The organism is Pararhodobacter sp. SW119 (assembly GCF_017811755.1).
Classification (GTDB): Bacteria; Pseudomonadota; Alphaproteobacteria; order Rhodobacterales; family Rhodobacteraceae; genus Pararhodobacter.
Window position 1 is genome coordinate 1 of sequence record NZ_JADDJF010000002.1, and the last position, 22,755, is coordinate 22,755.

General features: G+C 67.9%; 21 protein-coding genes and 1 tRNA gene. 6 read left to right on the forward strand and 16 right to left on the reverse strand.

Features of this window, described 5'->3' with window-relative positions:
* Positions 1-177: 177 nt before the first annotated feature.
* Positions 178-2,133 (reverse strand): threonine--tRNA ligase, encoded by a 1,956-nt coding sequence (gene thrS / locus IM708_RS01850; RefSeq protein ID WP_209424613.1) that lies wholly within the window; start codon positions 2,131-2,133, stop codon positions 178-180.
* Between the two features lie 185 nt (positions 2,134-2,318).
* On the opposite strand from thrS, the gene IM708_RS01855 reads away from it, so the two are divergent.
* Together IM708_RS01855 and IM708_RS01860 are read left to right on the forward strand one after the other, a co-directional pair.
* Positions 2,319-3,275 (forward strand): TAXI family TRAP transporter solute-binding subunit, encoded by a 957-nt coding sequence (locus IM708_RS01855; RefSeq protein ID WP_209424614.1) that lies wholly within the window; start codon positions 2,319-2,321, stop codon positions 3,273-3,275.
* 75 nt (positions 3,276-3,350) lie between these two features.
* Complete coding sequence (locus IM708_RS01860) at positions 3,351-5,171, forward strand: TRAP transporter fused permease subunit (RefSeq protein ID WP_209424615.1); 1,821 nt, start codon at positions 3,351-3,353, stop codon at positions 5,169-5,171.
* Between the two features lie 86 nt (positions 5,172-5,257).
* Here IM708_RS01860 and lpxB read toward each other — a convergent pair whose 3' ends face one another.
* From lpxB to pyrH, 13 genes are all read right to left on the reverse strand, one after another.
* Positions 5,258-6,463: a lipid-A-disaccharide synthase gene (gene lpxB / locus IM708_RS01865; protein ID WP_209424616.1), complete on the reverse strand. Its 1,206-nt coding sequence runs from the start codon at positions 6,461-6,463 to the stop codon at positions 5,258-5,260.
* Complete coding sequence (gene lpxI, locus IM708_RS01870; RefSeq protein WP_209424617.1) at positions 6,460-7,263, reverse strand: UDP-2,3-diacylglucosamine diphosphatase LpxI; 804 nt, start codon at positions 7,261-7,263, stop codon at positions 6,460-6,462. The genes lpxB and lpxI overlap by 4 nt, the downstream gene beginning before the upstream one ends.
* The gene (gene lpxA, locus IM708_RS01875) at positions 7,260-8,057 is read right to left on the reverse strand and encodes an acyl-ACP--UDP-N-acetylglucosamine O-acyltransferase (protein ID WP_209424618.1); all 798 of its coding nucleotides are present in this window, start codon (positions 8,055-8,057) and stop codon (positions 7,260-7,262) included. The genes lpxI and lpxA overlap by 4 nt, the downstream gene beginning before the upstream one ends.
* Before the next feature lie 4 nt (positions 8,058-8,061).
* On the reverse strand, positions 8,062-8,553 hold the full coding sequence (gene fabZ / locus IM708_RS01880; protein ID WP_209424619.1) for a 3-hydroxyacyl-ACP dehydratase FabZ: 492 nt from the start codon (positions 8,551-8,553) through the stop codon (positions 8,062-8,064).
* An 83-nt stretch (positions 8,554-8,636) separates the two neighbouring features.
* On the reverse strand, positions 8,637-9,179 hold the full coding sequence (locus tag IM708_RS01885) for an OmpH family outer membrane protein (RefSeq protein WP_209424620.1): 543 nt from the start codon (positions 9,177-9,179) through the stop codon (positions 8,637-8,639).
* The gene (gene bamA / locus IM708_RS01890) at positions 9,179-11,446 is read right to left on the reverse strand and encodes an outer membrane protein assembly factor BamA (protein WP_209424621.1); all 2,268 of its coding nucleotides are present in this window, start codon (positions 11,444-11,446) and stop codon (positions 9,179-9,181) included. The genes IM708_RS01885 and bamA overlap by 1 nt, the downstream gene beginning before the upstream one ends.
* Before the next feature lie 183 nt (positions 11,447-11,629).
* Positions 11,630-11,794: a hypothetical protein gene (locus tag IM708_RS01895; protein WP_209424622.1), complete on the reverse strand. Its 165-nt coding sequence runs from the start codon at positions 11,792-11,794 to the stop codon at positions 11,630-11,632.
* Positions 11,795-11,904: 110 nt separating this feature from the next.
* The gene (gene rseP / locus IM708_RS01900; protein ID WP_209424623.1) at positions 11,905-13,239 is read right to left on the reverse strand and encodes an RIP metalloprotease RseP; all 1,335 of its coding nucleotides are present in this window, start codon (positions 13,237-13,239) and stop codon (positions 11,905-11,907) included.
* Positions 13,240-13,248: 9 nt separating this feature from the next.
* Positions 13,249-14,424 (reverse strand): 1-deoxy-D-xylulose-5-phosphate reductoisomerase, encoded by a 1,176-nt coding sequence (gene dxr, locus IM708_RS01905; protein WP_209424624.1) that lies wholly within the window; start codon positions 14,422-14,424, stop codon positions 13,249-13,251.
* A 1-nt stretch (position 14,425) separates the two neighbouring features.
* Positions 14,426-15,229: a phosphatidate cytidylyltransferase gene (locus tag IM708_RS01910; RefSeq protein ID WP_209424625.1), complete on the reverse strand. Its 804-nt coding sequence runs from the start codon at positions 15,227-15,229 to the stop codon at positions 14,426-14,428.
* Positions 15,226-15,951, reverse strand: a complete 726-nt coding sequence (gene uppS / locus IM708_RS01915) for a polyprenyl diphosphate synthase (protein WP_280859346.1) — start codon at positions 15,949-15,951, stop codon at positions 15,226-15,228. Before uppS ends, IM708_RS01910 begins: the two co-directional genes overlap by 4 nt.
* Positions 15,952-15,990: 39 nt before the next feature.
* Positions 15,991-16,554, reverse strand: a complete 564-nt coding sequence (gene frr / locus IM708_RS01920; protein ID WP_209424626.1) for a ribosome recycling factor — start codon at positions 16,552-16,554, stop codon at positions 15,991-15,993.
* 110 nt (positions 16,555-16,664) lie between these two features.
* Positions 16,665-17,390: a UMP kinase gene (gene pyrH, locus IM708_RS01925; protein WP_209424627.1), complete on the reverse strand. Its 726-nt coding sequence runs from the start codon at positions 17,388-17,390 to the stop codon at positions 16,665-16,667.
* A 154-nt stretch (positions 17,391-17,544) separates the two neighbouring features.
* On the opposite strand from pyrH, the gene miaA reads away from it, so the two are divergent.
* Positions 17,545-18,435 carry a tRNA (adenosine(37)-N6)-dimethylallyltransferase MiaA gene (gene miaA / locus IM708_RS01930; RefSeq protein ID WP_209424628.1) on the forward strand — a complete coding sequence of 297 codons (891 nt, stop codon included), beginning with the start codon at positions 17,545-17,547 and terminating at the stop codon, positions 18,433-18,435.
* A gap of 126 nt (positions 18,436-18,561) precedes the next feature.
* Positions 18,562-19,398, forward strand: a complete 837-nt coding sequence (locus IM708_RS01935; protein WP_209424629.1) for an AraC family transcriptional regulator — start codon at positions 18,562-18,564, stop codon at positions 19,396-19,398.
* A gap of 14 nt (positions 19,399-19,412) precedes the next feature.
* Here IM708_RS01935 and IM708_RS01940 read toward each other — a convergent pair whose 3' ends face one another.
* The gene (locus IM708_RS01940) at positions 19,413-20,012 is read right to left on the reverse strand and encodes a lytic transglycosylase domain-containing protein (RefSeq protein WP_245242950.1); all 600 of its coding nucleotides are present in this window, start codon (positions 20,010-20,012) and stop codon (positions 19,413-19,415) included.
* A 232-nt stretch (positions 20,013-20,244) separates the two neighbouring features.
* On the opposite strand from IM708_RS01940, the gene ssb reads away from it, so the two are divergent.
* Entirely contained in the window at positions 20,245-20,721 is a 477-nt protein-coding gene (gene ssb, locus IM708_RS01945) for a single-stranded DNA-binding protein (RefSeq protein WP_209424630.1), read from the forward strand.
* 51 nt (positions 20,722-20,772) lie between these two features.
* Positions 20,773-20,846: transfer RNA gene (locus IM708_RS01950), tRNA-Gly, on the forward strand.
* Positions 20,847-21,182: 336 nt separating this feature from the next.
* Here IM708_RS01950 and IM708_RS01955 read toward each other — a convergent pair.
* Complete coding sequence (locus tag IM708_RS01955; RefSeq protein WP_209424631.1) at positions 21,183-22,742, reverse strand: VPLPA-CTERM sorting domain-containing protein; 1,560 nt, start codon at positions 22,740-22,742, stop codon at positions 21,183-21,185.
* Between the last annotated feature and the right edge of the window lie 13 nt (positions 22,743-22,755).

Genomic DNA, 22,755 nt, shown 5'->3' on the forward strand with positions numbered 1-22,755 from the left:
GCGGGCGCATGACGCGGGTGTGGGCGGGCTGCACGCAGGTGTGCGAAAATTTGTCTAAATGATTGATCCGTATATATATTATCCGTGATCTTAACCGAATTTTAAGCGCCGCAACCGGGTGCGCCGCTGTTCTGCACCGGCCGCAACGCAGGGCTATGCGACGCGGCCAGTGTTCCGTTACGCGCCGCTGCGCAGGTCCGGCGGCAGCGCGTCGTCCGCCAGTTGCGCGATCACCGCATCGAGCGACAGGGTCTCGGTCCGGTTCTCGCCCAGGCGGCGCAGGCTGACGCTGCGCTCGGACACCTCGCGCGCGCCGATGGCCAGGATCGCGGGCACCTTGCCCATCGAATGCTCGCGCACCTTGTAGTTGATCTTTTCATTCCGCGTGTCAGCTTCGGCCCGCAAGCCCTTGGCACGCAATGCGGACACGACCTCCGCCACGTAGTCGTCAGCCTCGGACACGATGGAGGCCACGACCACCTGCCGCGGCGCCAGCCAGAACGGCAGCTTGCCGGCGTAGTTCTCGATCAGGATGCCGATGAAGCGCTCGAACGAGCCCAGGATCGCACGGTGCAGCATGACCGGGCGGTGCTTCTTGCCGTCGACGCCGACATACTCCGCGTCCAGACGCTCGGGTAGCATGAAATCGGCCTGGAAGGTGCCGCATTGCCATTCCCGCCCGATGGCGTCAGTCAGCTTGAAATCCAGCTTCGGGCCGTAGAAGGCGCCCTCGCCCGGGTCGAGTTCGAAATCGTTGCGCACGTTCAGGATCGCGCGCTCCAGCGCGGCCTCGGCCTTGTCCCAGACCTCGTCGGATCCCACCCGCAATTCGGGCCGGGTCGACAGCTTGATGTCGAACTTCTGGAAGCCGAGGTCGGCATAGACCGACGACAGCAGTTCCAGGAACCCGGCGCATTCGCTTTCGATCTGGTCCTCGGTGCAGAAGATATGCGCGTCGTCCTGGGTGAATCCGCGCACGCGCATCAGCCCGTGCATCGACCCCGAAGGCTCATAGCGGTGGCACGAGCCGAACTCGGCCAGCCGTAGCGGCAGGTCGCGGTAGCTTTTCAGTCCGTGGTTGTAGATCTGCACATGGCAGGGGCAGTTCATCGGCTTGAGCGCATTGGTGCGCTTTTCCTTCGCCCCCTCCTCGTCGACCTCGACCAGGAACATGTGTTCGCGATAGGCCTCCCAGTGGCCGGACTTCTCCCAAAGCACGCGGTCGACGACCTGCGGGGTGCGGATTTCGCGGTAGCCCGCCGCGGTCAGGCGGCGGCGCATGTAGTCCTCCAGCGCGCGGTAGACGGTCCAGCCGTTGGGATGCCAGAAGACCATGCCCGGCGCTTCGTCCTGCAGGTGAAAGAGCGCCATTTCGCGGCCCAGACGGCGGTGGTCGCGCTTCGCGGCCTCCTCCAGCATGGTCAGATGCGCCTTGAGCGCCTCGCGGTTCTTGAACGCGACGCCATAGATGCGCTGCAGCATCGGGCGATCGGAATCGCCGCGCCAGTAGGCGCCGGCGACGTTCATCAGCTTGAAGGCGTCGGCCGGCACCTGGCCGGTGTGCTGCAGGTGCGGGCCGCGGCAGAGGTCCTGCCAATGCCCGTGCCAGTACATGCGGATCTTCTGGTCCGCGGGGATCGCCTCGACCAGCTCGACCTTGAAGTTCTCGCCGTTCGCGCGGTAATGCGCCAGCGCGCGCTCACGCTCCCACACCTCGGTGCGGACCGGGTCGCGGGCGTTGATGATCTCCTTCATCTTCTTCTCGATGGCGCCCAGATCCTCGGGCGTGAAGGGCTCTGCGCGGTCGAAATCGTAGTACCAGCCATGCTGGATCACCGGGCCGATGGTGACCTTCACGTCCGGCCAGATCTCCTGCACCGCGCGGGCCATGATGTGCGCAAGGTCGTGGCGGATCAGCTCCAGCGCCGGGCCGTCATCGGCGAGCGTGTGCAGGGTGATCGCGGCGTCGCGGTCGATCGGCCACTGCAGGTCCCAGTGCGCGCCGTCCACCGTGGCCGAAATCGCCTTCTTGCCCAGCGAGGTCGAGATCGCGCTCGCCACCTCGGCCGCGGTCACCCCGGCGGGGAAGTTGCGCACATTGCCATCGGGGAAGGTCAGGGAAATCTGGGCCATCGGCCACTCCTCGTCGTTTCGGCGCCCACGGAACGCCCGGCTGCGGGTATGTCGGCGGGCTTTCTGCGCGCGGCCGGCGCCGGTGTCAAGCCGGCGGCGGCTGCTTGTCATCGCGCCGGGCCGCGGCATAGAGTGCCGGCAGGACGTGCGACACCGCGCGCCGCAGCGACAAGGGAGGGAATGCGATGTTCGAGATGAAGGCGCCGGTCATGGCCGGGATCGTGGGGGCGGCGGTCGCCCTGGGGGGCGCGGCCGCGGCCGAAACGCGGGTGACGCTGAAATCGGCGTCCTCGACCAGTTCGTACTACGTGATGATGGTGCAGCTGGGCGAGGTGATCCTGAACCAGTCGGACGGCCAGATCCTGCCGACGGTCGAGGAAAGCCAGGGATCGGTGCAGAACGTGGCCGAGGCGGGCCGCCGCCCCGGCGCCTTCCTGTTCACCACGCCGCCGAACCTGATCAGCAACGCGCTGGCCGGCGAGGCGCCGTTCGAGCGCGGCAACTACGAGGAAATCCGCACGCTTTTCCCGATGCCCTTCGTCACCGTTCATCTGGTGGTGCGCGGCGACAGCGACATCGAAAGCGTCGCCGATCTGGCCGGGCGCAGCTTCATCGCCGGCGGCACCGGCACCTTCTGCCAAGGCCAGGTCGCCGCGATCTTCGAGACGCTGGGCGTCGCCGATGAAGTCACCTATGCCGAGATGGAGCTTTCGGGCGCCTCGGGCGCCTTGCGCAACAACCAGGTCGACGGCTTCGCCACCTGTTCGGCCCATCCGACGCCGCAACTGCAGGAACTGTCGGCCACGCTGCCCATCCGCGTCCTGTCGTTCACCGAAGAAGAGCGCGACGCGATCATCGAGGCCAATCCGGGCGCGGGCAAGGTCTCCATCGCCGCGGGCACCTATACCGGGATCGAGGGCGCGATCGAAACGATGGCGGTGCCGGTCGGCGCCTATGCCACCAACATGGACGAGGATACCGCGCTGGCGATCGTCAGCGCCTTCTGGGAACAGCGCGACGCGATGGCGGAAACCAACCCCTGGTGGGCGGGCGTCTCGCCGGACCTGGTGCCGCAACTGGGCGCGCCGCTGCACGAAGGCGTGGTCGCGTTCTACGAAGAACGCGGCATCAGCATGGACTGAGCCGCCCCAGCGGTACGGGGGCGGCCGCGGCCGCCCCTTTTCCTTTTCCGATCCCTCCCGATAGCCGAGGCCTCGATGACCGCATCCCCCCGCGCGCTCTTTTCCGCCGAGGTCGACGGCGTGCGCTTCGGCGCGGTGGCGATCCTGGCCGCGGTGGCCCTGGTCGGCTTTCACCTGTGGAACGCCTTTGCCGGGCTGATCCCCAACCTGATCACGCGCCCCGCGCATCTGGCGCTGGCGCTGCCCTGGATCTTCGTCTTCGGCCTGCGCCCGGATGCCTCAGCACTCTACCGCTGGTCGGGCTGGGTGCTGGCCGCGGCGGGGGCGCTGGCCTGCGCCTATGTCATGATCTACCGGCGCCAGCTGGTCTTTCAGTACGGCGCGCTGGACGGCTGGACGCAGATCCTGATCGCGGTGGTGCTGATCCTGGTGGTGCTGGAAATGGCGCGCCGGGCGATCCGCATCGTGCTGCCGGCGGTGGCGGCGCTGGTGCTGGCCTATGCGTTCCTGGGCGACCTGATCCCCGGCCGCTTCGGCCATTCCGGCATGCCGGTCGACTACCTGCTGGGCACGATGATGATCACCGAAGGCGGGCTCTGGGGCACGCTGACCGGCACCTCGGTCGACACGATCGCGATGTTCGTGATCCTCGGCGGGTTCATCTCGGCCGGGCAGGCGGGCGCTGGGTTCATGGCCTTTGCGACGCAGATCGCCGGGCGGCTGCGCGCCGGGGCGGCCAAGGTCGCGATCCTCAGTTCGGCCTTCTATGGCTCGATCTCGGGCGTGGCGGCGGCGAACACGGCGACCACCGGCATGATCACGATCCCGGCGATGAAGCGGCTGGGATACCCCCCGCAACTGGCCGCCGCGACCGAGGCGGTAGCCTCCACCGGGGGGCAGATTCTGCCGCCGGTAATGGGCGCGGGCATCTTCGTCATGGCCGAACTGGTGCGCGTGCCCTACACCGAGATCATGGTGGCGGCGCTGCTGCCGGCGATCCTGTTCTTCGTCGCGGCCTGGTTCGGCGTGCATGTCTATGCGCTGCGCTACGACCTGGCGGCGCTGCCGAAATCGGCGCTGCCCGGCTGGGCCGCGGTGGCGAAATCGGTGCCGTTTTTCCTTTTGCCCTTCAGCATCCTGATCGGCACGCTGGCCTTTACCAGCTACACGCTGGCCTATGCGGCGGTTTTCGCCGCGCTCGTCACCTGGGTCACGTTGATTTTCGAGCCGAACGGGCGGATGTCCCTGATCGGCTGGTGGCGGCGCACGCTGGTGGCGCTGGTCACCGCGGCGCAGCAGGTCGCGATCATCGCCGCGGTGATCATCTGCGCCGGGATCGTGGTCGGCGTCTTCAACATGACGGGGCTGGGGGTGAAGCTGACCTCACTGATCCTGTCGGCCTCGGGCGATACGCTGTGGATAGCACTCCTGTTGACGGCGCTGGCCGGGCTAGTGCTGGGGATGGAACTGCCGACGACCGCCGCCTACGTGATCTGCGCCGCCGTCGCCGCGCCGGCGCTGGTCGGCATGGGCGTGCCCGAGCTTTACGCGCATCTATTTGTCTTCTGGTACGCGCTTCTGTGCACCATCACGCCGCCGGTCTGCGGCAATGTCTTCATCGCCGCCGGCATCGCGCAGACGCCCTGGCTGCCGGTCGCGGGAAATGCGATGCGGCTGGGGGTGGGGCTGTTCATCGTGCCGCTCGGGTTCATCGCCAACCCGGCGCTTCTGGAACTGGCCGCCACGCCCATCGCGGCGCTGGCGGTGATGGCCAAGATCGCGGCGGGCCTGTGGCTGATCAGCTATGCGGTGATCGGCGCGCAGAAGACCCCGCTCTGGGAATGGCTCCGGCTGCCTGCCCTGCCGCTGGGGCTGGCGGTGATCTTTGTGGTCTGAGCGAGCCCGAGAGGGGCCGAACGGCCGCGCCGGGGCGGCCCGCGCGGTAAAAATCCGGTTAACGAAGAAACACTTTCTGTTTTAAATCAGCGACTTGCTTCGCGGTCCAAATTTGGACCGGCCGCGCCGCGCCGCCCCCGCGCCAGAAAATCCAGGACCGAGCGTGCCGCCCGCAGCCCCGGCGGCGGGCCATCCCGGCCCAGGCGCGCCATCGTCAGATCCATCGCGGCCCGCTGCGCATCGCGCGCGCCGGACTCGTCCAGCAGGCGCAGCAGCGCGGGCGCGATCAGGTCGGGCCGGCAGTCCCCGAACAGGAACTCCGGGATTGCCCGCGTCTCGGACACGAGGTTGACCAGCGTCGCGCTCTCGATCCGCGCCATCCGGCGGATCAGTGCGCGAGTCAGCAGGTGAAAGTCATAGGCGATCACCATCGGCACCCCATTCGCCGCCAGTTCCAGCGACACGGTGCCCGACGCCGCCAGCGCCACGTCCGCGGCGCGGAACGCCGCGCGCTTGGCCTCGGGCGGGGTGGTCGCCGCATCCAGCAGGACCGGCGCGCCCGGCCAATCCGCGATCAGCCCGCGCAGCTGCGCCGCCTGCGCGGCAACCGCGGGAACGACCACGCGGGCCTGCGGATGCCGGGCGATCACCCGCGCCAGCGCCGGACCGAAGCGCGGCGCCAGCCGCTCGACCTCGCCCCGGCGCGAACCGGGCAGGGTCAGGATCAGCGGCGCCTCCCCGATCCCGTGCGCGACGCGAAAGGCACGCACCTCCTCGGGCGTCGCCAGCGGTTCGGCGACGACCGGGTGGCCGACGAAATCGCAACTCATCCCGGCGGCCTGCATGAAGGGCGGCTCGAACGGCAGAAGGGCCAAGACATGATCGACCAGCGGCGCCATCCGCGCCGCCCGCCCCGGCCGCCAGGCCCAGACCGAGGGCGCGACGTAGTGGACTGTCGGCAGGTCCGGCCGGGCGGCGCGGGCGATCTTCAGGACGCGCAGGCAGAAATCGGGGCTGTCGATGGTGACGACGACATCCGGCGCGGCGGCCAAGATCGCCTCTGCCGCCTGCGCGATCCGGCGCTTGAGCGCGAAGTAGCGCGGCAGCACCTCGGCCAGGCCCATGACCGACAGCTCCTCCATCGGAAAGAGGCTGCGCAACCCCTGCCCCGCCATCTCGGCCCCGCCGATGCCGTCAGAGCGGACGTCAGGCTGAAACTGCCGCAACCCGGCCATCAGCGCCCCGCCCAGCCGGTCGCCCGAAGGCTCGCCTGCGATCAGGAAGACCTTCACGGCGCCGCCCAGAGGGCGATGCCCGCTGCATCGGCGGCGGCAACGGTCCGCGCGCGATCAAGGATGACCACATGACCCGCCTGCAGGCAGATGCCGGACAACCGCGCCGCCCGCGCCGCGCCGATGGTCGCCGGCCCGATGGCGGGCAGATCCATCCGCAAGTCCTGCCCGACCTTGGCGCGCTTGACCAGCACACCCCCCGCGCGCGGCTCTCGCAGATCGCGGCTGGCGGCAACATGGGCGAGCATGGCGTCCGTGCCATAGAGCGCCTCGACCGCGAGGTAGAGGCCGCCCGCGACGACACAGCCCTGCCCCATGTCGAGCGGCGCGAGCGTTCGCAGGATCTCGGTCCCGCGCGCGGCGTCGGCCGTTTGCGCGGCATCGGGCGCGGTGGAACCAAGCACGCCCGCGCCGGCGAGGAGAGAGGGGGCGCAGTCCGCCATCCCGACGACGGTCAGGCCGTAATCCTCGAACACCGCGATGACGGCCCGCAGCAGGGCGTCGTCCCCCTTCCCCAGCGCGGGCAGGAGATGCGGCATCAGCGCAGCGGTTTCGGGGTCGAAAAGCCCGGGGTCGAGACGCGGGCGGTGCACGACCCCGGCGAAGAGAACCTGCGCCACACCCTCGTCCTGCAAGCGGCGCAGAAGGGGGACAAGCCGTTCGATGCGGAAGGTCAGATCGGGGGTAAGGCCCGCCGGCGGATAGCCCTCGACCGCGCACACGAGGGGGCGTTGGGGCAGATGCGTCAGCAGTTCGGCCGGCAGGTCGCCCGCCCCGGCGATGAGGGCGAGCCGGGTCATTTCGGGATCAGGAAGGACCGGTCGGAGGCGGACAGGATGAAATCCGTCATCTCGCGCACATGGCGGCTTTCGGTCTCGTCACCGAGCCGCCGCGCGCGGTCCAGGAAAGTCCCCTCGCCCTGCGCCAGCATCTGGTAGGCCGCCCGCAGTGCCGTGATCTCGGCGCGTTCGACGCCGCGACGCTTCAGCCCGACAAGGTTCAGCCCGTCCAGCTCACCCCGCTGCGACTGCACCAGACCGTGGGGAACGACGTCGTTCGTCACCATCGTGACCGCGCCGATGATCGCGCCGCGGCCGACGCGCACCCACTGGTGAACGCCGGCAAGGCCGCCAATGATCACGTCATCGCCGATCACGCAGTGACCGGCAACGGCGGCCTGGTTGGCCATGATCACCCGGTTGCCCACCTGCGCGTCGTGCCCGACATGTGCGCCGGTCATGAACAGGCAATCATCGCCGACCCGCGTTATCCCGCCACCGCCGGCGGTGCCGGTGTTCAGCGTTGCGCCCTCGCGGATGCGGCAGCGCGCCCCGACGGTCAGGCGCGTACGCTCGCCGGCGAATTTCAGGTCCTGCGGCACCTCGCCGACGACGGCGAAGGGAAAGATCGTGGTTTCCGCGCCGATCTCGGTCCAGCCGGTGATGACGGCGTGGCTTTTTACCTCGACGCCTGCCGCCAGCGTTACCTCGGGGCCGATCAGGGCGAAGGGGCCGACGCGGCAGCCGGCGCCGATCTCGGCGCCGTCCTCGACAATAGCGGCGGGATGAACCTGCGCCGATGGATGAACCGCCATGACCTCAGTCCCGGCCGTTCAGGTCAATCATCGCCATGAATTCCGCCTCGGCGGCGACTTCGTCCCCGACGCGGGCGACGCCGTCGAACTTCCAGATCTTCGACGAGCCGCGCTTGACCGTCACGTCCAGTTCCAGCACGTCGCCGGGCACGACCTTGCGGCGAAAACGCGCCTTTTCGATCGACATGAAGTAGACCAGCGGATTGCGGTCGACGAGGCCCAGTGTCAGCCCGACAAGGACCGCCGAGGTCTGCGCCATCGCTTCGATGATGGTGACGCCGGGCATGATCGGCACACCGGGAAAATGACCCTGGAAATGCGGTTCGTTGAAGGTGACGTTCTTGATGCCGGTCGCCCCCTTGCCCAGTCGGATGTCCCGCAGCTTGTCGATCAAGAGGAAGGGATAGCGATGCGGGATGATTCGCTGGATCAGGGCAAGGTCGGCCTCGGTCGTGCCTGACCAGTCCTGCGCCGTCTCCTTGGCGGTATCGGGCATCTGGGCTCTCTCCGTTGCGCTGGGCTTCGCTCGACGCCAGCGTTAGCAATTTCGCCCCAGCACGGCAAGGCAGCCGGCGGTGGTCAGTCGGCGAGCGGCGGCGGCTCGCGGTCGCCAAAGGCCGAATCCAGCCGTTCGATCACGCGATCCGTCATGTCCAGCCAGTCGGCACCGAGGATCAGCGCATCCGGGCGAAGGATCGCAACAAGACCATCCTCGGACATCAGTTCCAGAAGCACTGGCAGCGCCTCGTCGAAGAAACGCGAGGCCGCGGCGTCGGACTGTCGGGCAAGCTCGAGGCTGAGTTCGTTGCGCTCGGCGCGGATCGCCTCGACCCTGCGGTCGAACTCGTCGGCGCGAAGGCGGAATTCCTCGGGGGAAAGTTCGGCGCGCGCTTCGGTCAGGGCGCGTTCCGCGGCGGCCAATTCGCCGGCTATGCGTTCGTTCTCGGCCTCGAGCCGGCGCTCGGCGTCGCGCACACCGGCCAGCACGGCTTGCCCGTATCGCGATTCGCGCAGCAGGCGTTCCTCATTCAGGATGCGGAAATCGGCATCCTGGGCGGATGCCGCACCGCCGAGGCAGACGACGGCCGCGGCAAGCAGCGCGCCGCGGAGCCTGCCCGGCATCAGAAACGCGAAGAGATGGTCAGGTCGAACCGCTGGATCCGGTCAAAGTCTTCGCGGCGAACCGGGGTCGAGAAGTTGAACCGCAGCGGCCCGATGGGCGTGTCCCAGAAAAGCGAGAGCCCCGCCGTGGCGCGCAGCGACCGGTTGCCGCCCAGAAGGGTTACGCCCGGACTGTCGACCCCCCAGAGCGAGCCGACATCGAAGAACGCCCCGCCGGAGATGTTGTATTCCTGCGGTAAGCCCAGTGGAAATTCGGCCTCGAGCCGTGCGACGGCGTAGTAGTTGCCGCCCAACCCGTCGAGGGTGTTCGCGTCCCGCGGCCCGATGCCGTACGGTCGGAAGCCGCGGATTTGGTCGGGACCCAGTTCGAAACGCTCGGTGATGCGGCTCGCACCGGACCGGTGCCAGATCCCGCCGGCCTCGGCCTCGGCGCGCAGCGTCACGTCGCCGCCAAGGATACGATGTTCGTATCCCACCAGTGCGGTCGAACGTGCCCATTTCCGGTCGCCGCCGAGTCCGGCGATATCCGAATCGAATCGCAGGACGAAGCCGCGATCCGGATCGGGACCAATACGGCGCGTGTCGTAAATGTAAGAAAACCCGACCGACGACGTCACCACGCTGCCCAGTAGCGCATCCTGCTGGATCCGGGGCGACGCGGCGGGGTCGACATTGCGAATCTCGTCCCGTGCAATCGAATAGCGCACGCCCAGCCGCCCGAACTCGGAAACCGGGACGGTGAGCGAGGGCGAGAACTGCAGCATCCGGGTATCGAACTGCGAATAGCGGCTGCCGGTCGTGGCGCTGAGCCCTGCGCGGATGCCGAATTCCAGATCGCGGCCGAGAAGCGCAGGCTCGACGAAGGACAGGTTGAAACTGCGCGCGCGCCGCTCGGTCGACAGATTCAGCGAAACGCGCTGGCCGCGCCCGAGGAAGTTGGATTCGGAGAACTGGATGTTGGCGCCGATCCCTTCGCGCGCGCCGTAGCTGACGCCAAGGCCGAGCGAGCCGGTCGTCGTTTCCTCGACCTGGACGTCGACAATCGCCTGGTCCGGGGCGCTGCCACCCTGAACGTCGACATTGGCGTCGGCGAAATAGTTCAACTCGCGGATGCGCGTGGCCGCCTCGCGGATCTTCCGCGGGTTCAGCGGGTCGCCCTCGGCAAGGTCGAACTGGCGCCGGATCACACGGTCCTGCGTGGTGGCGTTGCCCTGGATGTCGATCCGTTCGACGAAGATGCGTTCGCCACGGACGATCGCGAATTCGACATCGATGGTCCGCGCGCGCTCGTTGCGGGACAGGCGCGGTTCAACGCGCAGGAAGCGTTCTCCGGACCGTTCGCCTACGCGTTCCATCCGGTCGACCGCCGAATCCAGAACCACGGGCGAAAAGATTGCGCCGGCGCGCAGCCCCATCTCGGCCCGGTAGGGCGCCGGGTCGATCCCGGCGATCTCGGACACGACCGAAGTCTGGCCCAGGCGGTACTGCTGCCCTTCGCGGACGGTGAAGGTGACGAAGGCCGCGTCGCGTTCACGGGCAACCTCGGTCACGGCGGCGGTCACCTGCGCGTCGACGAAGCCACGCGACAGGTAGAAGTCCTGCAATAGTTGCCGGTCGTTGGCGACGCGCGCCTCGTTGAAGTTGTCGGACTGGAACAGAAAGCTCAGCACGCCGGCCTGGCTGGTCTGCAGTGCGTTGCGCAACCTGCGGTCCGAGAACGAGCGGTTGCCGACGAAGCTGACCCGCTGCACCTCGACCACCCGGCCCTCGACGATCTCGAAGGCGAGATCGACACGGCCGTCGCCGCGCTCGATCAGGCGCGGATTGACGCGCGCGGCAAGCCGACCTTGCGCGGCATAGACTTCGGCAACCGCGGTGGCGTCCGCTTCGGCCTGCGCGGGCGAAAAGACGCGACCCGCACGCAGGACGACCACCTCGCGCAGCACATCGTCGTTGACGCGGCGATTGCCCTCGAAATTCACCTGGTTGAGGATAGGATACTCTTCGACCCGAATGACAAGGCGGTTGCCCGAGGGAATGAAATCGACCGACCGGAAAAAACCGCTCGACGCGACACGCTGATAGGCGGCGTTCAGTTCGGCCGCCGAAAGGCTGCGGTTGCGCGCGATTCTGGCAAAGCCCGCGACGCTTTGCGCGTCGATCTGCCGGTTACCCTCGACCGCGATGGTCGAGAAGTTGTAGGTCTGAGCCGCACTCGGTGCCGCGGCCAGCAGCGAAAGCGCTGCAATCGCGGCGAGAACCGCCATGCAGGCAGATCCGGGGCGCAATGCCCGGACAATTTCCCGCGCCATTCCGGTCAGGTTGATCACGCGCATTCCGAAGCCCCGCATACCCTCGTTCTTTTGATCGTGAGTAGCCGCTGAGCAGCGCAATGTCAAAGAGCAGTCGGCAGTTCCTGTGGGGCTGTGGCGCGCGTGGAACGGCCGGGATCAGCCGCGCGCGCCGGGGGGCAGATCGATCGCCTCAATCGCAAGCCCGCCAAGCCATCCGGCCAGCAACAGACCGACAAGCACGGCGAGGAAGAACCAGAGCCAGTCGCCGCCAAGCTGGTAGACGGTTCGCAGACCGTTTTGATCTGGGCCAAGCGGTGTCATATGGGCGCTCCCTGCATCGACGCGCCTGCAAGATGGCAGGCGCCGATGACCCGGTCAGGGCGCCGCGGGGGCGAAAGAATGGCATGGTTGACGGATGATGAACGCCGTTTCTAGCACATGAGGTCGTTGAAGACGGCGAAGGCCATCAATGACAGAAGCAGCATGAGCCCGACGGTCATCATGGCACCGACCACGCGTTCGTTTGGCGGACGCCCGGTAATCGCCTCATAGGCATGAAAGACAAGATGCCCGCCATCTAGGACGGGGATCGGGAACAGGTTCAGCAACCCCACGGCCGTCGACAACACCGCGATGAACCAGATGAAGTTCCAGATCCCGTCCGCCGCCATCGCCCCCGAGACACGGGCGATGCCGATGGGACCGGAAAGGTTGCAGGTGCTGATCGCCCCGACCACCATATGATATAGTCCGTCGAAACTGCGCGCCACCACGGACCAGGTTTGCGCGGCGGCCATCGGCAGCACCTCGACGGGGCCGGGACGCCGCACCGGATGGTCGAAGAAGGCGCCGCTTTCCAGTCCGATCAGCCAACGCGTCTCGAACCCGCCGCCGGGCACGGGCAGATCGGTGCGGCGCGGCGTCAGGGCGAGGTCCAGTTCCTCTCCGTCGCGCCAGATCCGCAACGCGACCGGATCGCCTTCGGCGGCACCGACGATCGGCGGCAGTTCGCTGAACGCATGGATCGGTGTGTCGGCGACGCTCAGGATCACGTCGCCCGGTTGCATGCCGGCATCGCGCGCGGCCGAGTTGAGCGAGATCCCGGCGGCGCGCGGTGGCACCGGGAAGGGCCCGGCCACCTCGGTCCGCTGGCCCGCACGCTCGACCGTGTAGTCGACAATGGGCGCCGGTTCGATCTCGCCCGAGACGGCGAAGAAATCAGCCAGCGTCTCCGTCGGCCTGCCTTCGATGGCAAGGATGCGATCACCCTCGCGCAGTTCCTGCACCGTCGCCGGAAGCGGATGGATCTCGCCGATCACCGGGGTGTCTTCGGCGATGCCGCGCACGCCGATGAACAGCGCGAAGACGAGGATCGAAAAGATGAAGTTGAAGACCGGACCCGCCGCCACCGTTGCCGAGCGCGCCCAGAGCGGCGCACCGGGCATGCTGCGGCGTCGCTGCGCCCGGTCCATGCGGGCGACGGCGTCCGCATCCGTGGCCGAGGCGGCGTTGCTGTCACCCAGGAACTTGACATAGCCGCCGAACGGCAAGGCCGCGACCTGCCAGCGCGTTCCGTGCTGGTCAACGCGGCTGAACAGGACCGGTCCGAAGCCGATCGAGAAGACCTCGGCATGGATGCCGGACCAGCGGCCGACGATGTAGTGGCCATACTCGTGCACCGCGACGATCACCGACAGCGCCACGACGAAGGCGCCGAGCGTGAAGAACACGTTGCCGAACTCCGGCAGCAACCCGAACAGGTCCATGAAGTCTCCTTAAGCGGCGGGATAGCCGGCGCCGATCACCTCGACCGCATGGCGCCGCGCCGCGGTATCGATATCCAGCACGTCCTGCAATGAATTCGGGGCGATTCCAAGGCCACCGTGTGACTCGTATCGCTCCAGCGTATCCTCGACCGCATGGGCCATGTCCAGAAAACCGATGCGTCCGTCGATGAAATGGTCGAGAGCGACCTCCTTCGCCGCATTGAAGACCGCTCCCGCCGCACCGCCGCGTTGCATGACAACCCTGGCCAGCCCCAGGGCGGGATAGCGGCGCGGATCGACCTCGAAGAAGTCGAGGCGGCCGGCAGCAGCAAGGTCCAGCCGCGCCACAGGAAGCGCGGCGCGGGCGGGCCAGTTGAGCGCATAACCGATGGGATGGCGCATATCGGGACTGCCGAGATGCGCCAGCACGCCTCCGTCGCGGAAGGCGACCAGCGCATGCACCAGCGATTGCGGATGGATCAGCACGCGGATCTGCTCGGGCGAGAGGCCGAAGAATTCGCGCGCCTCGATAACCTCCATCGCCTTGTTGAACATCGTCGCGGAATCGATGGTGATCCGCTGGCCCATCGCCCAGTTGGGATGGTTGCCGGCATCCGTGACCGTCGCCTCGGCAAGTTTCTCCAGCGGCCAGTCGCGCAAACCCCCGCCGGAAGCGGTTAGCGTCACCTCTTCGACCGTCTCGATCGTCTCGCCGACCAGCGCCTGGAAAACGGCGGAATGCTCGCTGTCCACCGGAAGCAGCGTCGCGCCATGCGCGCGGGCCTCGGCCAGCAGCAACGGGCCGGCGGTGACCAGGCTTTCCTTGTTGGCCAACGCCAGGATGAGGCCTTGCGACAGCGCGGCGAACCCTGGCGCCAACCCCGCCGCGCCGACGATGGCGGACATGACCCAGTCGGCCGGACGATAGGCGGCCTCGACCACCGCGCCAGGGCCGGCGGCGACCTCGATGCCGGACCCCGCCAGCGCTGCGTTGAGCGGGCGGTAGCATTCCTCATAGGCGGTGACGACAAGCTCGGCTCGATGGGCGCGCGCAAGTTCGGCAAGCCGGTCGACCTGCCGCCCGCCGGTCAGCGCCACGACCGCGACGTCCTCGCGCCGCGAGATCAGGTCGAGCGTGCTTTCCCCAACCGAGCCCGTCGCGCCGAAGACCGTGATCCGGCGCATCTCAGCCCGCGGCCCCGGCGACCGCGCGCAGAAGCCCCAGGTTCGCCATGACCAGCGCGACCAGCGCCACGGCGATCATCGCGTCGAACCGGTCCAGCGCGCCGCCGTGACCGGGGATCAGGGCGGAGCTGTCCTTGACGCCCATCCGCCGCTTGATCGCGCTTTCGGCGATGTCGCCCATCTGCCCGGCGAACGCCAGCAGAACCGACAGGACGATCAGCCCTGCCCCGACGCCGAGCACCGGCATGAAGGCGGCCCCCACCGCTGCGCCGACGAACCAGCCCGCAATCGTCCCCGACCAGGTCTTCTTCGGGCTCACCTTCGGCCAGAATTTCGGCCCGCCCATGACGCGGCCGGCGAAATAGCCCGCCACGTCCGAGCCGACGACGATCAGGATCAGCCACAGCACCCAGTCCGCGCCGTAATCCCACCGAAACACGATCAGCGCGTGCCCCGCCAGCAGGATCAGCGCGAGATAGGCGCCGAAGATGCGCCGGTCGCCCGACACCCGCCCGGCGATGAGTGCTGCAGCCGCCAGCAGTCCCAGAACCGAGACCCAGCCGCCCCAGGTGTAGCTGAAGACAGCGACCAGGATCGCAGCGACCACGCCATGCGCCTCGGCGCGCGCGGGCGGCGCGTCCGGCACCATCATCCGGTAAAGTTCCCAGGCCATGAGACCGGCCAGCGCGATCGCCAGCGCCGCGAAGACATGACCGCCCAGCCAGAGCGCGCCCAGCCCCACCGCCACCATCGCCAGAGCCGAAAGGACACGCACGCGCAGATCCGCGAAGCGCGCGTCACTCATGCAGTCACCCCCCCGAAGCGCCGCTCCCGCAGGCCGTAGGCGTCGAGTATCGTCTCGAACTCGGCGCGCGTGAATTCGGGCCAGAGGACCGGTGTGAACTCGAACTCCGAGTACGCGGACTGCCAGGGCAGGAAGTTCGAGGAGCGCACCTCGCCCGACGTGCGGATGACCAGATCGGGATCGGGCAGGTCGCGTGTGTCCAGTTGCGCCGCGATAAGCTCCTCGTTCACCGCCTCGGGCCTCAGGGTGCCGGCAGCGACAGCGGCGCAGATCGCCCGCGTGGCGCGCACCAGTTCGTCCCGCCCCCCGTAGTTGATCGCCACCGTCATGTGCAGTCGGGTGTTGCCGGCAGTCAGATCCTCGATCCAGGCGAAAAGGTCCTGCAGCACGGGGCTGAGGCCGGTCCGGTCGCCGACAAAGCGCATCCGCACGCCCTGCTTCAGCAGTTCGCGCGCCTCGCGGCGGATCGAACGGGCGAACATGCTCATCAATCCGGTCACCTCGCGACGCGACCGGCGCCAGTTCTCGGTCGAGAAGGCATAGACCGTCAGGTACTGCACGCCCAGGTCAGGGCAGGCGCGCACGACCTCCTTCAGGCGGCGCACCCCTTCGCGATGCCCCATCAGACGCGGAAGGCCACGGCTCTGCGCCCAGCGGCCATTGCCGTCCATGATGATCGCCACATGGAGCCCACGAAGAGCCTTCCTGTCCGCCGTGTTCAACACCTTACTCCCGTGCAGCTGCGCGAGGCCGGCCTGGGATCAGACCTGCATGATTTCTTCCTGCTTGACCTCCAGCGCCTCGTCGATGCGGGCGATATACTTGTCGGTCAGTTCCTGGATCTCGTCGGACCAGAGTTTCTGCTCGTCCTCGCCCATGCCCGCGGACTTGGCCTTCTTCAGTTGGTCCATGCCGTCGCGCCGGACGTTGCGGATGGCGACGCGCGCGTGCTCGGCGTATTGCGAGGCGACCTTGGTCAATTCGCGGCGACGCTCCTCGTTCAGTTCGGGAATCGGCAGCATGATGATCGTGCCATTTAGTTGAGGATTTATGCCCAGCCCCGATTCACGGATGGCCTTCTCGACCTTGCTGACCATCGACTTGTCCCAGACGTTGATCGTGACCATGCGCGGTTCGGGCACGTTGACTGTGCCCAGTTGGTTGATCGGACTCATCTGGCCGTAGGATTCGACCTGGATGGGCTCGAGCATCGACGCCGAGGCGCGGCCCGTGCGGAGCGATCCGAATTCGGTGCGCAAGGCAACCAGAGCGCCGTCCATGCGCCGCTTCAGGTCATTTATGTCGATATCTAGATCGTCGGACATGGAGGTACCTGCATCTTCACTTCGCCGTCCGGCACTGTCTGCCGTCCTGGCGACGGGTTGAAAACTCTGTTTATCGATCTACACGCAGGCCCGCCCGAAAGCCACACCCATCAATCCTGCACACGCGTGTAAGTCCCCTCGCCGCGCAGAATTCCGCGAAAACCGCCGGGTTCGTCCAGCGAAAACACGATGATCGGCAGATTGTTGTCGCGGGCCAGCGCGATGGCCGAGGCGTCCATGACATTGAGATGCTTCGCCAGCACCTCGTCATAGGTGATCCTGTCGTAGCGCTTGGCGCCCGAATGCTTGTGGGGGTCCTTGTCGTAGACCCCGTCGACCTTGGTGCCCTTGAAGATCGCCTCGCAGGACATCTCGTTCGCGCGCAGGGTCGCTGCGGTATCCGTGGTGAAATAGGGATTGCCCGTCCCGGCGGCAAAGATGCAGACGCGCTTCTTTTCCAGGTGCCGGACCGCGCGGCGCCGGATGTAGGGCTCGCAGACCTGGTCCATCGGGATCGCACTGATCACCCGGGTAAAGACGCCCAGCGACTCCAGCGCCGCCTGCATGGCCAGCGCGTTCATCACCGTCGCCAGCATGCCCATGTAATCGGCCGTCGTCCGCTCCATCCCCTGGGCCGAACCCTGCAGCCCGCGGAAGATGTTTCCGCCGCCGATAACCATGCAGATCTCGACGCCCATGTCGTGGACCGATTTCACCTCTTCGGCGATCCGCCTGACGGTTGGCGGATGCAGCCCGTACCCCTGATCACCCATCAAGGCCTCGCCCGAGATCTTCAACATGACGCGCCGATAGGTAACGGGGGTCTCGTCCAGCATCCGCGCCTTTCCTGCCCGGTCGCGCCCGGACGGGCCGCCACACCGGATCATCAACCATGAGGTGTTTCAATCGCGCGGAAAATGTCGGAAAAGGTGCGCGGGTTCAACGGTCAATCCGCATACCGGCCCGTTTTCGCTCAATGACGCGCAGGCCATGCCACCTCTTGCCCAGCTTCTGCCCGACCCTGACCTTCCGGTGCTTATCGCCGGGCCGACGGCCAGCGGCAAGTCCGCGCTCGCCCTGAACATCGCCGCGGCGCAAGGCCGCGTCGTCGTCAACGCCGATGCGCTGCAGGTCTACGACGCATGGCGCGTCCTCACCGCCCGTCCGACACCGGACGAGGCGGCGCGAGTGCCGCACCTCCTCTACGGCCATGTCGCGCGCGATGCCGACTATTCGGTGGGCCATTGGTTGCGAGAGGTCGGCGCCATCCTCGACACCCATCCGAACGCGGTGGTGGTCGGCGGCACGGGCCTTTATTTCGCCGCCCTCACCGAGGGCCTCGCGACGATACCGCCCGTCCCTGCCGAAGTGCGCGCGACGGCCGAGGCGCGTCTGCGCGCGGAAGGCGCCGGCGCGCTGCTGGCCGAACTCGACCCGCCGACCGCGCTTCGGATCGACCGGCAGAACCCCGCGCGCATCCAGCGCGCCTGGGAAGTGCTGGCGGCAACCGAACGGGGCCTCGCACAGTGGCAGGAGGACACCGATCCGCCGATCCTGCCGCTGTCACGGACGTCGGCCTATCTCATCACGCCCGACCGCGAATGGCTGGCACGGCGAATCGCCCGGCGATTCGCCGCGATGCTGCGCGAGGGCGCAATCGAGGAGGCGCGCACCGCCCTGCCTCACTGGCCGGCCAGCGAACCTATGCCGCCCTGGACCCGTGCGATCGGGGCGACGGAACTGATCGCGCATCTGAGGGACCAGATGTCGTTGCCGGAAGTCGAAGCCGCCGCAACATTGGCCACGCGGCAGTACGCCAAGCGGCAGCGCACCTGGTTCCGGAACCGGATGAGGGCATGGCGTCCGCTCGATCCCGCGTGAAAGCCCGGTCGCATTTCTGCAACCATTTCGGTTGCCTGCGTTGGAATACTGGCCCCTTTCTTTCACATTTCCGTTGGCGTTCTGGGCGTGACTGCCTAGTCTGTCCCGAAATCTGATCGGATCACCATGACCATTGTTCCTGGCACACCCTCCGCGCTGCGGATCACGCCGATCTCGCGTCTGGCCTCGGGCGGGCGCTGGCGGGTCGAGGCGATGCGCGCCCTGAGAGAGGCGGTGTTGCTGTGGTTCACCCAGGGTCAGGGCCGCATCACCATCGCGGGAACGACCCGCGGCTACGGACCGCACAACGCGATCTTCATTCCGCCGGGCACGATGCACGGGTTCGAGGTCACGCCGCGCGTTCAGGGCACGGCGATCTTCTTCGGGCGCGATCACGGGCTCGATCTTCCCGGTGCGGTGCAGATCCTGCGGCTACCCGATCCGGTGTCCCAGAAGGAACTGGTCGGCATCCTTGAGAACATCCAGCGCGAAATCGAAGGCAATCGCCCGGGCGCCGCGCGCGCCGCCCAGCACCATCTGGGCCTTCTCAGCGTCTGGCTGGAACGGCAGATCCTGCGCGCCGGCGCGCCGGACCCGCTGCCCGGCCGCTCGGTGGCGGCGCAACGGCTGGTCGCGCGGTTTGCGACGCTTCTGGAACGCGATTTCCGGTCGAACGTGTCGGTCGCGGATTACGCCGCGGCGCTTGGGGTAACGCCCACGCATCTCAGCCGCGCGTGCCGGATGACCAGCGGGCGCAGCGCGCATATGCTGCTGGAGGATCGGATCCTGTTCGAAGCCCGGCGGCTGCTGACCGAGACCCGGTTGCCGGTCAAGGCGGTGGCCGAGCATCTGGGCTACAACTCGGCCGGCTACTTCACGCGTGCGTTCCAGAAATCGGCGGGGCTGACACCGTCGGCCTTTCGCAAGGGGCCGGCACGCCCGCCAGTGGTGCCGAACGCCTGATCGCGACCCACCGCTCAGCCAGAGCCGAGGATGATCCGAACGTATTGCGTGGTTTCGGCATAGGGCGGCACGCCGCCGTGGCGCTGCACCGCCTCGGGGCCGGCGTTGTAGGCCGCCAGCGCCAGCCGCCAGTTGCCGAAACGATCGTACATCATGCGCAGGTAGCGCGCGCCGCCGTCCAGGTTCTGGCGCGGATCGTCGGGATCGACACGCAAAAGGCGCGCCGTGTCAGGCATCAACTGCGCCAGTCCGCGCGCACCCTTGGGCGAGATGGCGCCGGCGTTCCAGCGGCTTTCCTGGTGTACGAGGCGCAGGAACATGTCTTCGGGGATGTTGTGCCGGCGCGCGGCGGTGCGCGCCATGTCCAGGAACGGTCCGGCATTGGGACCGGTGTAGCGCGGCGCGCGCGCGTCGACCGGCTGCGGCAGGTTGGGCAGATGGCGCTCTGACGCCGAGTACTGGCGGGCGAGTCGCGTTTCCATCAACCGGGTCTGCTGGCGCGCGACGACCTCCGCGCCGGCGTTGCCACCCAGCCGCAACCCGTTGGCCACTCCCGGCCCGGCCAGCGGAACGATCCCCAGCGACAGGACCACGATGGCGATGGTTGTCCGCAAAGCCGCTTTCCTTTCCCCAGCCTGCGCGCCGCTGCGAAAAGTTGCGCGCCGCACCGATTAGTGCCCGGAATCACCGCTCAAGGCAAGCCGGAGATGCCAGCGAGGGGCGCGGGACGGGTGCGGACCCGCAGGATTTGGCGCGGCTGGCCGCGCCCGACGCGCGGTTTCCTCTGTCGTCGCGCCGACAGTCGTGCTACCGCGGGGCGAGTTCAGATTCGACGGAGAAAGCGGCATGGCGGGTTCGGTCAACAAGGTCATCCTCATCGGCAATCTGGGCCGCGACCCCGAGGTGCGGACCTTTCCCGATGGCGGCAAGCTGTGCAACCTGCGCATCGCGACGTCGGAAAACTGGCGCGACAAGGCAACCGGAGAGCGGCGCGAGCGGACCGAGTGGCACTCGGTCGTGCTACGCGGCGAGGGGCTGGTGCGGGTGGCCGAGCAGTATCTGAAGAAGGGCTCCAAGGTCTATATCGAGGGCCAGCTGCAGACCCGGAAATGGCAGGACCAGTCCGGGGCCGACCGCTATTCGACCGAGGTCGTGGTCAGCGGCATCGGCGGCACGATGACCATGCTCGACGGCCGCGGCGGCGAGGGCGGCGGCGGTGGCGGCTATCCTGATCAGGGCGGCCGGGACAGCGGTTATGGCGGCGGCTCCAGCGGCGGCTTCGACCGCGGTTCCGCCGACATGGACGACGAGATCCCGTTCTGAGGCCACGCGCCCTTGACGGAATCGGGGGGCGGCGCTAGAGCACGCCTCAGCGCGGGTATGATGTAATGGTAGCCTGTCAGCTTCCCAAGCTGAACGCGCGGGTTCGATTCCCGCTACCCGCTCCACTCCCAATGAGCCGCGGCCGATGCGTGCGCCGGCTTCGCGGAACACTCGGCCCTTCCAGCCGCGAGCGGGCTTTTCGACCTGTTTGGCTGTAGGTCGGACGTTACGGGGGCGCGTCCGCATGCGGACACGCAATCAATATATTGATGCAGAACGATAAAATTCGTGATCGGATTGCATCGAGCGCTCTGACAAGTCGCTTCCGCCCCCAGCCCGGCCCGCGCCGTTGCCCGTCCCCGCGCGCGCAGCGAAAAGCCGACGCCGGGGGGATGGCGTCGGCTTCGCGGGTCGGTCGGCGACCGCTGGCGAGGCGGCGCGTGCGTCGCCCCGGCCCGCCTTCACGCAGCGCGACGCCGGCGCAGTGCGACCAGCGCGCCGAGGCCACCCAGCACCAGCCATACGCCGGCCGGCAGCGGGATCGGGGCGACGCCGTTCTCGGACAGCATGGCCGCGAACTGCCGTGCGTTGTACCGCGCGCCGCCGAAATCGACGCCGCGCACCCCGAAGAGGTCGAACCGCAGCATCCCCGCGCCCGCACTCATTTCCAGCGAGAGGCGGTTGTCGCCCAGGCCGAACCGCCCGAAATCCGCCAGCGACACGGCCGCGTCGAACTGCAGCTCGAACCCGCCCGAGAGCCCGGCGAAGTCCGAAAGCCCGGCGGTCAGATCCCCGGCTGTCCGCGCGCCGATCCGGCCCGCCATTTCCGCGCCCTCGTCGAAGAGGCCGAGTTCCAGCGTGTTCCGGCCACCGTCACCGAACAGGATATCCCCCAGAACCCGGCTGCCGCCGGAAAGCGCGATGGTCGTGTCGCCCTGCCCCGGCGCGAGGTCGATGGCGATCCCGCTGCGGCCGGAAAGCGTGCCGGTATTGGCGATGTCGATGGGCGCGATGCTGTCCAGCGCGGAGACGATGGCGCGCGGCCCTTCGATGAAACCTTCGTTGATGACGCTCACCCGGCCCGCCGGCGGATGTTCGGCGCCGGGAAGGCCGGGGATCTGCAGGACCGGGTCGATGTCGATCCCGCCGCTGCTGCGCACCGTGTCGGGCCCGGCCGAGATGATGACGCCGCTGGCGTGGTTGTGCACGACGCCCTCGTCGATATCGACGCCGTCATCGGTCGACATGATGATGCCGTGGTTGTCGATCCGGCCGCTGGCGAACTGCACGCCGTCCTCATCGGCAACTGCGCCGGTGTCGGTCCAGGTCATCGTCGCGCGGTCGAAGCTCAGACCATGCAGCGCGATCAGGCCGTGGTTCTCGACCGTGAAGTCCAGCCGCCCCTCGATCACCTCTTCACCGCCCAGAAGGGTGCCGTGGTTGATGACCGTGGATCCGGTGCCGCGCATCTGGACCGCGCGGCCGTTGCTGCTGTCGATCAGGCCGTGGTTTTCGACCCGGCCGTTCATCGACGCCGTCTCGTCCTCGGTGCGGACCGCCTGGCGGCGGGCGCGGATCTGGCCCCCGGCGCGATTCAGCAGGGTGAAATCGCGCGCCCCGCCCAGCACATGCACCGCCCGGTCGCCGCTTTCGATCATGCCGGCATTGTCGACCGTCAGCGCGTTGCCGGTCCCGGCGATGGCGTTGGTGTTGTTGCGCGGATCGCTGTTGCGGATCAGCCCGTCGTTGAACACCGTCTGGTTGGTCCCACCCAGCGCCAGGGGCGGCGCATCGCGCGTGTCAGAGAGGATCGAGGCCCCGGCCTCTACCGTGACCTGCAGATCGTCGGTATCGCTGGCTACCGGCGGGGTGCCGGCATCGGGGCAGGTCAGGGTCGGAAGCCCGCCCGCGACCCCGTCGGTGCAGGTCTGCGCCTGGACGGTTGCCGCAGGCGCCGCGACGAGGAGAAGGGCCAGGGCGGTGGTGGAGAGCGCAAGCCGGCGCGGGGTGGGAACGGGCATCATTCGCTTCCTT

What these genes read in the sequence shown, in the direction of transcription:
- IM708_RS01860 (WP_209424615.1), top strand. Translation starts at nt 3,351, where the DNA reads ATGACCGCATCCCCCCGCGCGCTCTTTTCCGCCGAGGTCGACGGCGTG.
- thrS (WP_209424613.1), bottom strand. Translation starts at nt 2,133, where the DNA reads ATGGCCCAGATTTCCCTGACCTTCCCCGATGGCAATGTGCGCAACTTC.
- miaA (WP_209424628.1), top strand. Translation starts at nt 17,545, where the DNA reads ATGCCACCTCTTGCCCAGCTTCTGCCCGACCCTGACCTTCCGGTGCTT.
- rseP (WP_209424623.1), bottom strand. Translation starts at nt 13,239, where the DNA reads ATGGACCTGTTCGGGTTGCTGCCGGAGTTCGGCAACGTGTTCTTCACG.
- lpxI (WP_209424617.1), bottom strand. Translation starts at nt 7,263, where the DNA reads ATGACCCGGCTCGCCCTCATCGCCGGGGCGGGCGACCTGCCGGCCGAA.
- lpxA (WP_209424618.1), bottom strand. Translation starts at nt 8,057, where the DNA reads ATGGCGGTTCATCCATCGGCGCAGGTTCATCCCGCCGCTATTGTCGAG.
- dxr (WP_209424624.1), bottom strand. Translation starts at nt 14,424, where the DNA reads ATGCGCCGGATCACGGTCTTCGGCGCGACGGGCTCGGTTGGGGAAAGC.
- IM708_RS01855 (WP_209424614.1), top strand. Translation starts at nt 2,319, where the DNA reads ATGTTCGAGATGAAGGCGCCGGTCATGGCCGGGATCGTGGGGGCGGCG.
- pyrH (WP_209424627.1), bottom strand. Translation starts at nt 17,390, where the DNA reads ATGCTGGACGAGACCCCCGTTACCTATCGGCGCGTCATGTTGAAGATC.
- IM708_RS01955 (WP_209424631.1), bottom strand. Translation starts at nt 22,742, where the DNA reads ATGCCCGTTCCCACCCCGCGCCGGCTTGCGCTCTCCACCACCGCCCTG.
- frr (WP_209424626.1), bottom strand. Translation starts at nt 16,554, where the DNA reads ATGTCCGACGATCTAGATATCGACATAAATGACCTGAAGCGGCGCATG.
- IM708_RS01885 (WP_209424620.1), bottom strand. Translation starts at nt 9,179, where the DNA reads ATGCCGGGCAGGCTCCGCGGCGCGCTGCTTGCCGCGGCCGTCGTCTGC.
- IM708_RS01895 (WP_209424622.1), bottom strand. Translation starts at nt 11,794, where the DNA reads ATGACACCGCTTGGCCCAGATCAAAACGGTCTGCGAACCGTCTACCAG.
- bamA (WP_209424621.1), bottom strand. Translation starts at nt 11,446, where the DNA reads ATGGCGGTTCTCGCCGCGATTGCAGCGCTTTCGCTGCTGGCCGCGGCA.
- ssb (WP_209424630.1), top strand. Translation starts at nt 20,245, where the DNA reads ATGGCGGGTTCGGTCAACAAGGTCATCCTCATCGGCAATCTGGGCCGC.
- IM708_RS01935 (WP_209424629.1), top strand. Translation starts at nt 18,562, where the DNA reads ATGACCATTGTTCCTGGCACACCCTCCGCGCTGCGGATCACGCCGATC.
- IM708_RS01910 (WP_209424625.1), bottom strand. Translation starts at nt 15,229, where the DNA reads ATGAGTGACGCGCGCTTCGCGGATCTGCGCGTGCGTGTCCTTTCGGCT.
- fabZ (WP_209424619.1), bottom strand. Translation starts at nt 8,553, where the DNA reads ATGCCCGATACCGCCAAGGAGACGGCGCAGGACTGGTCAGGCACGACC.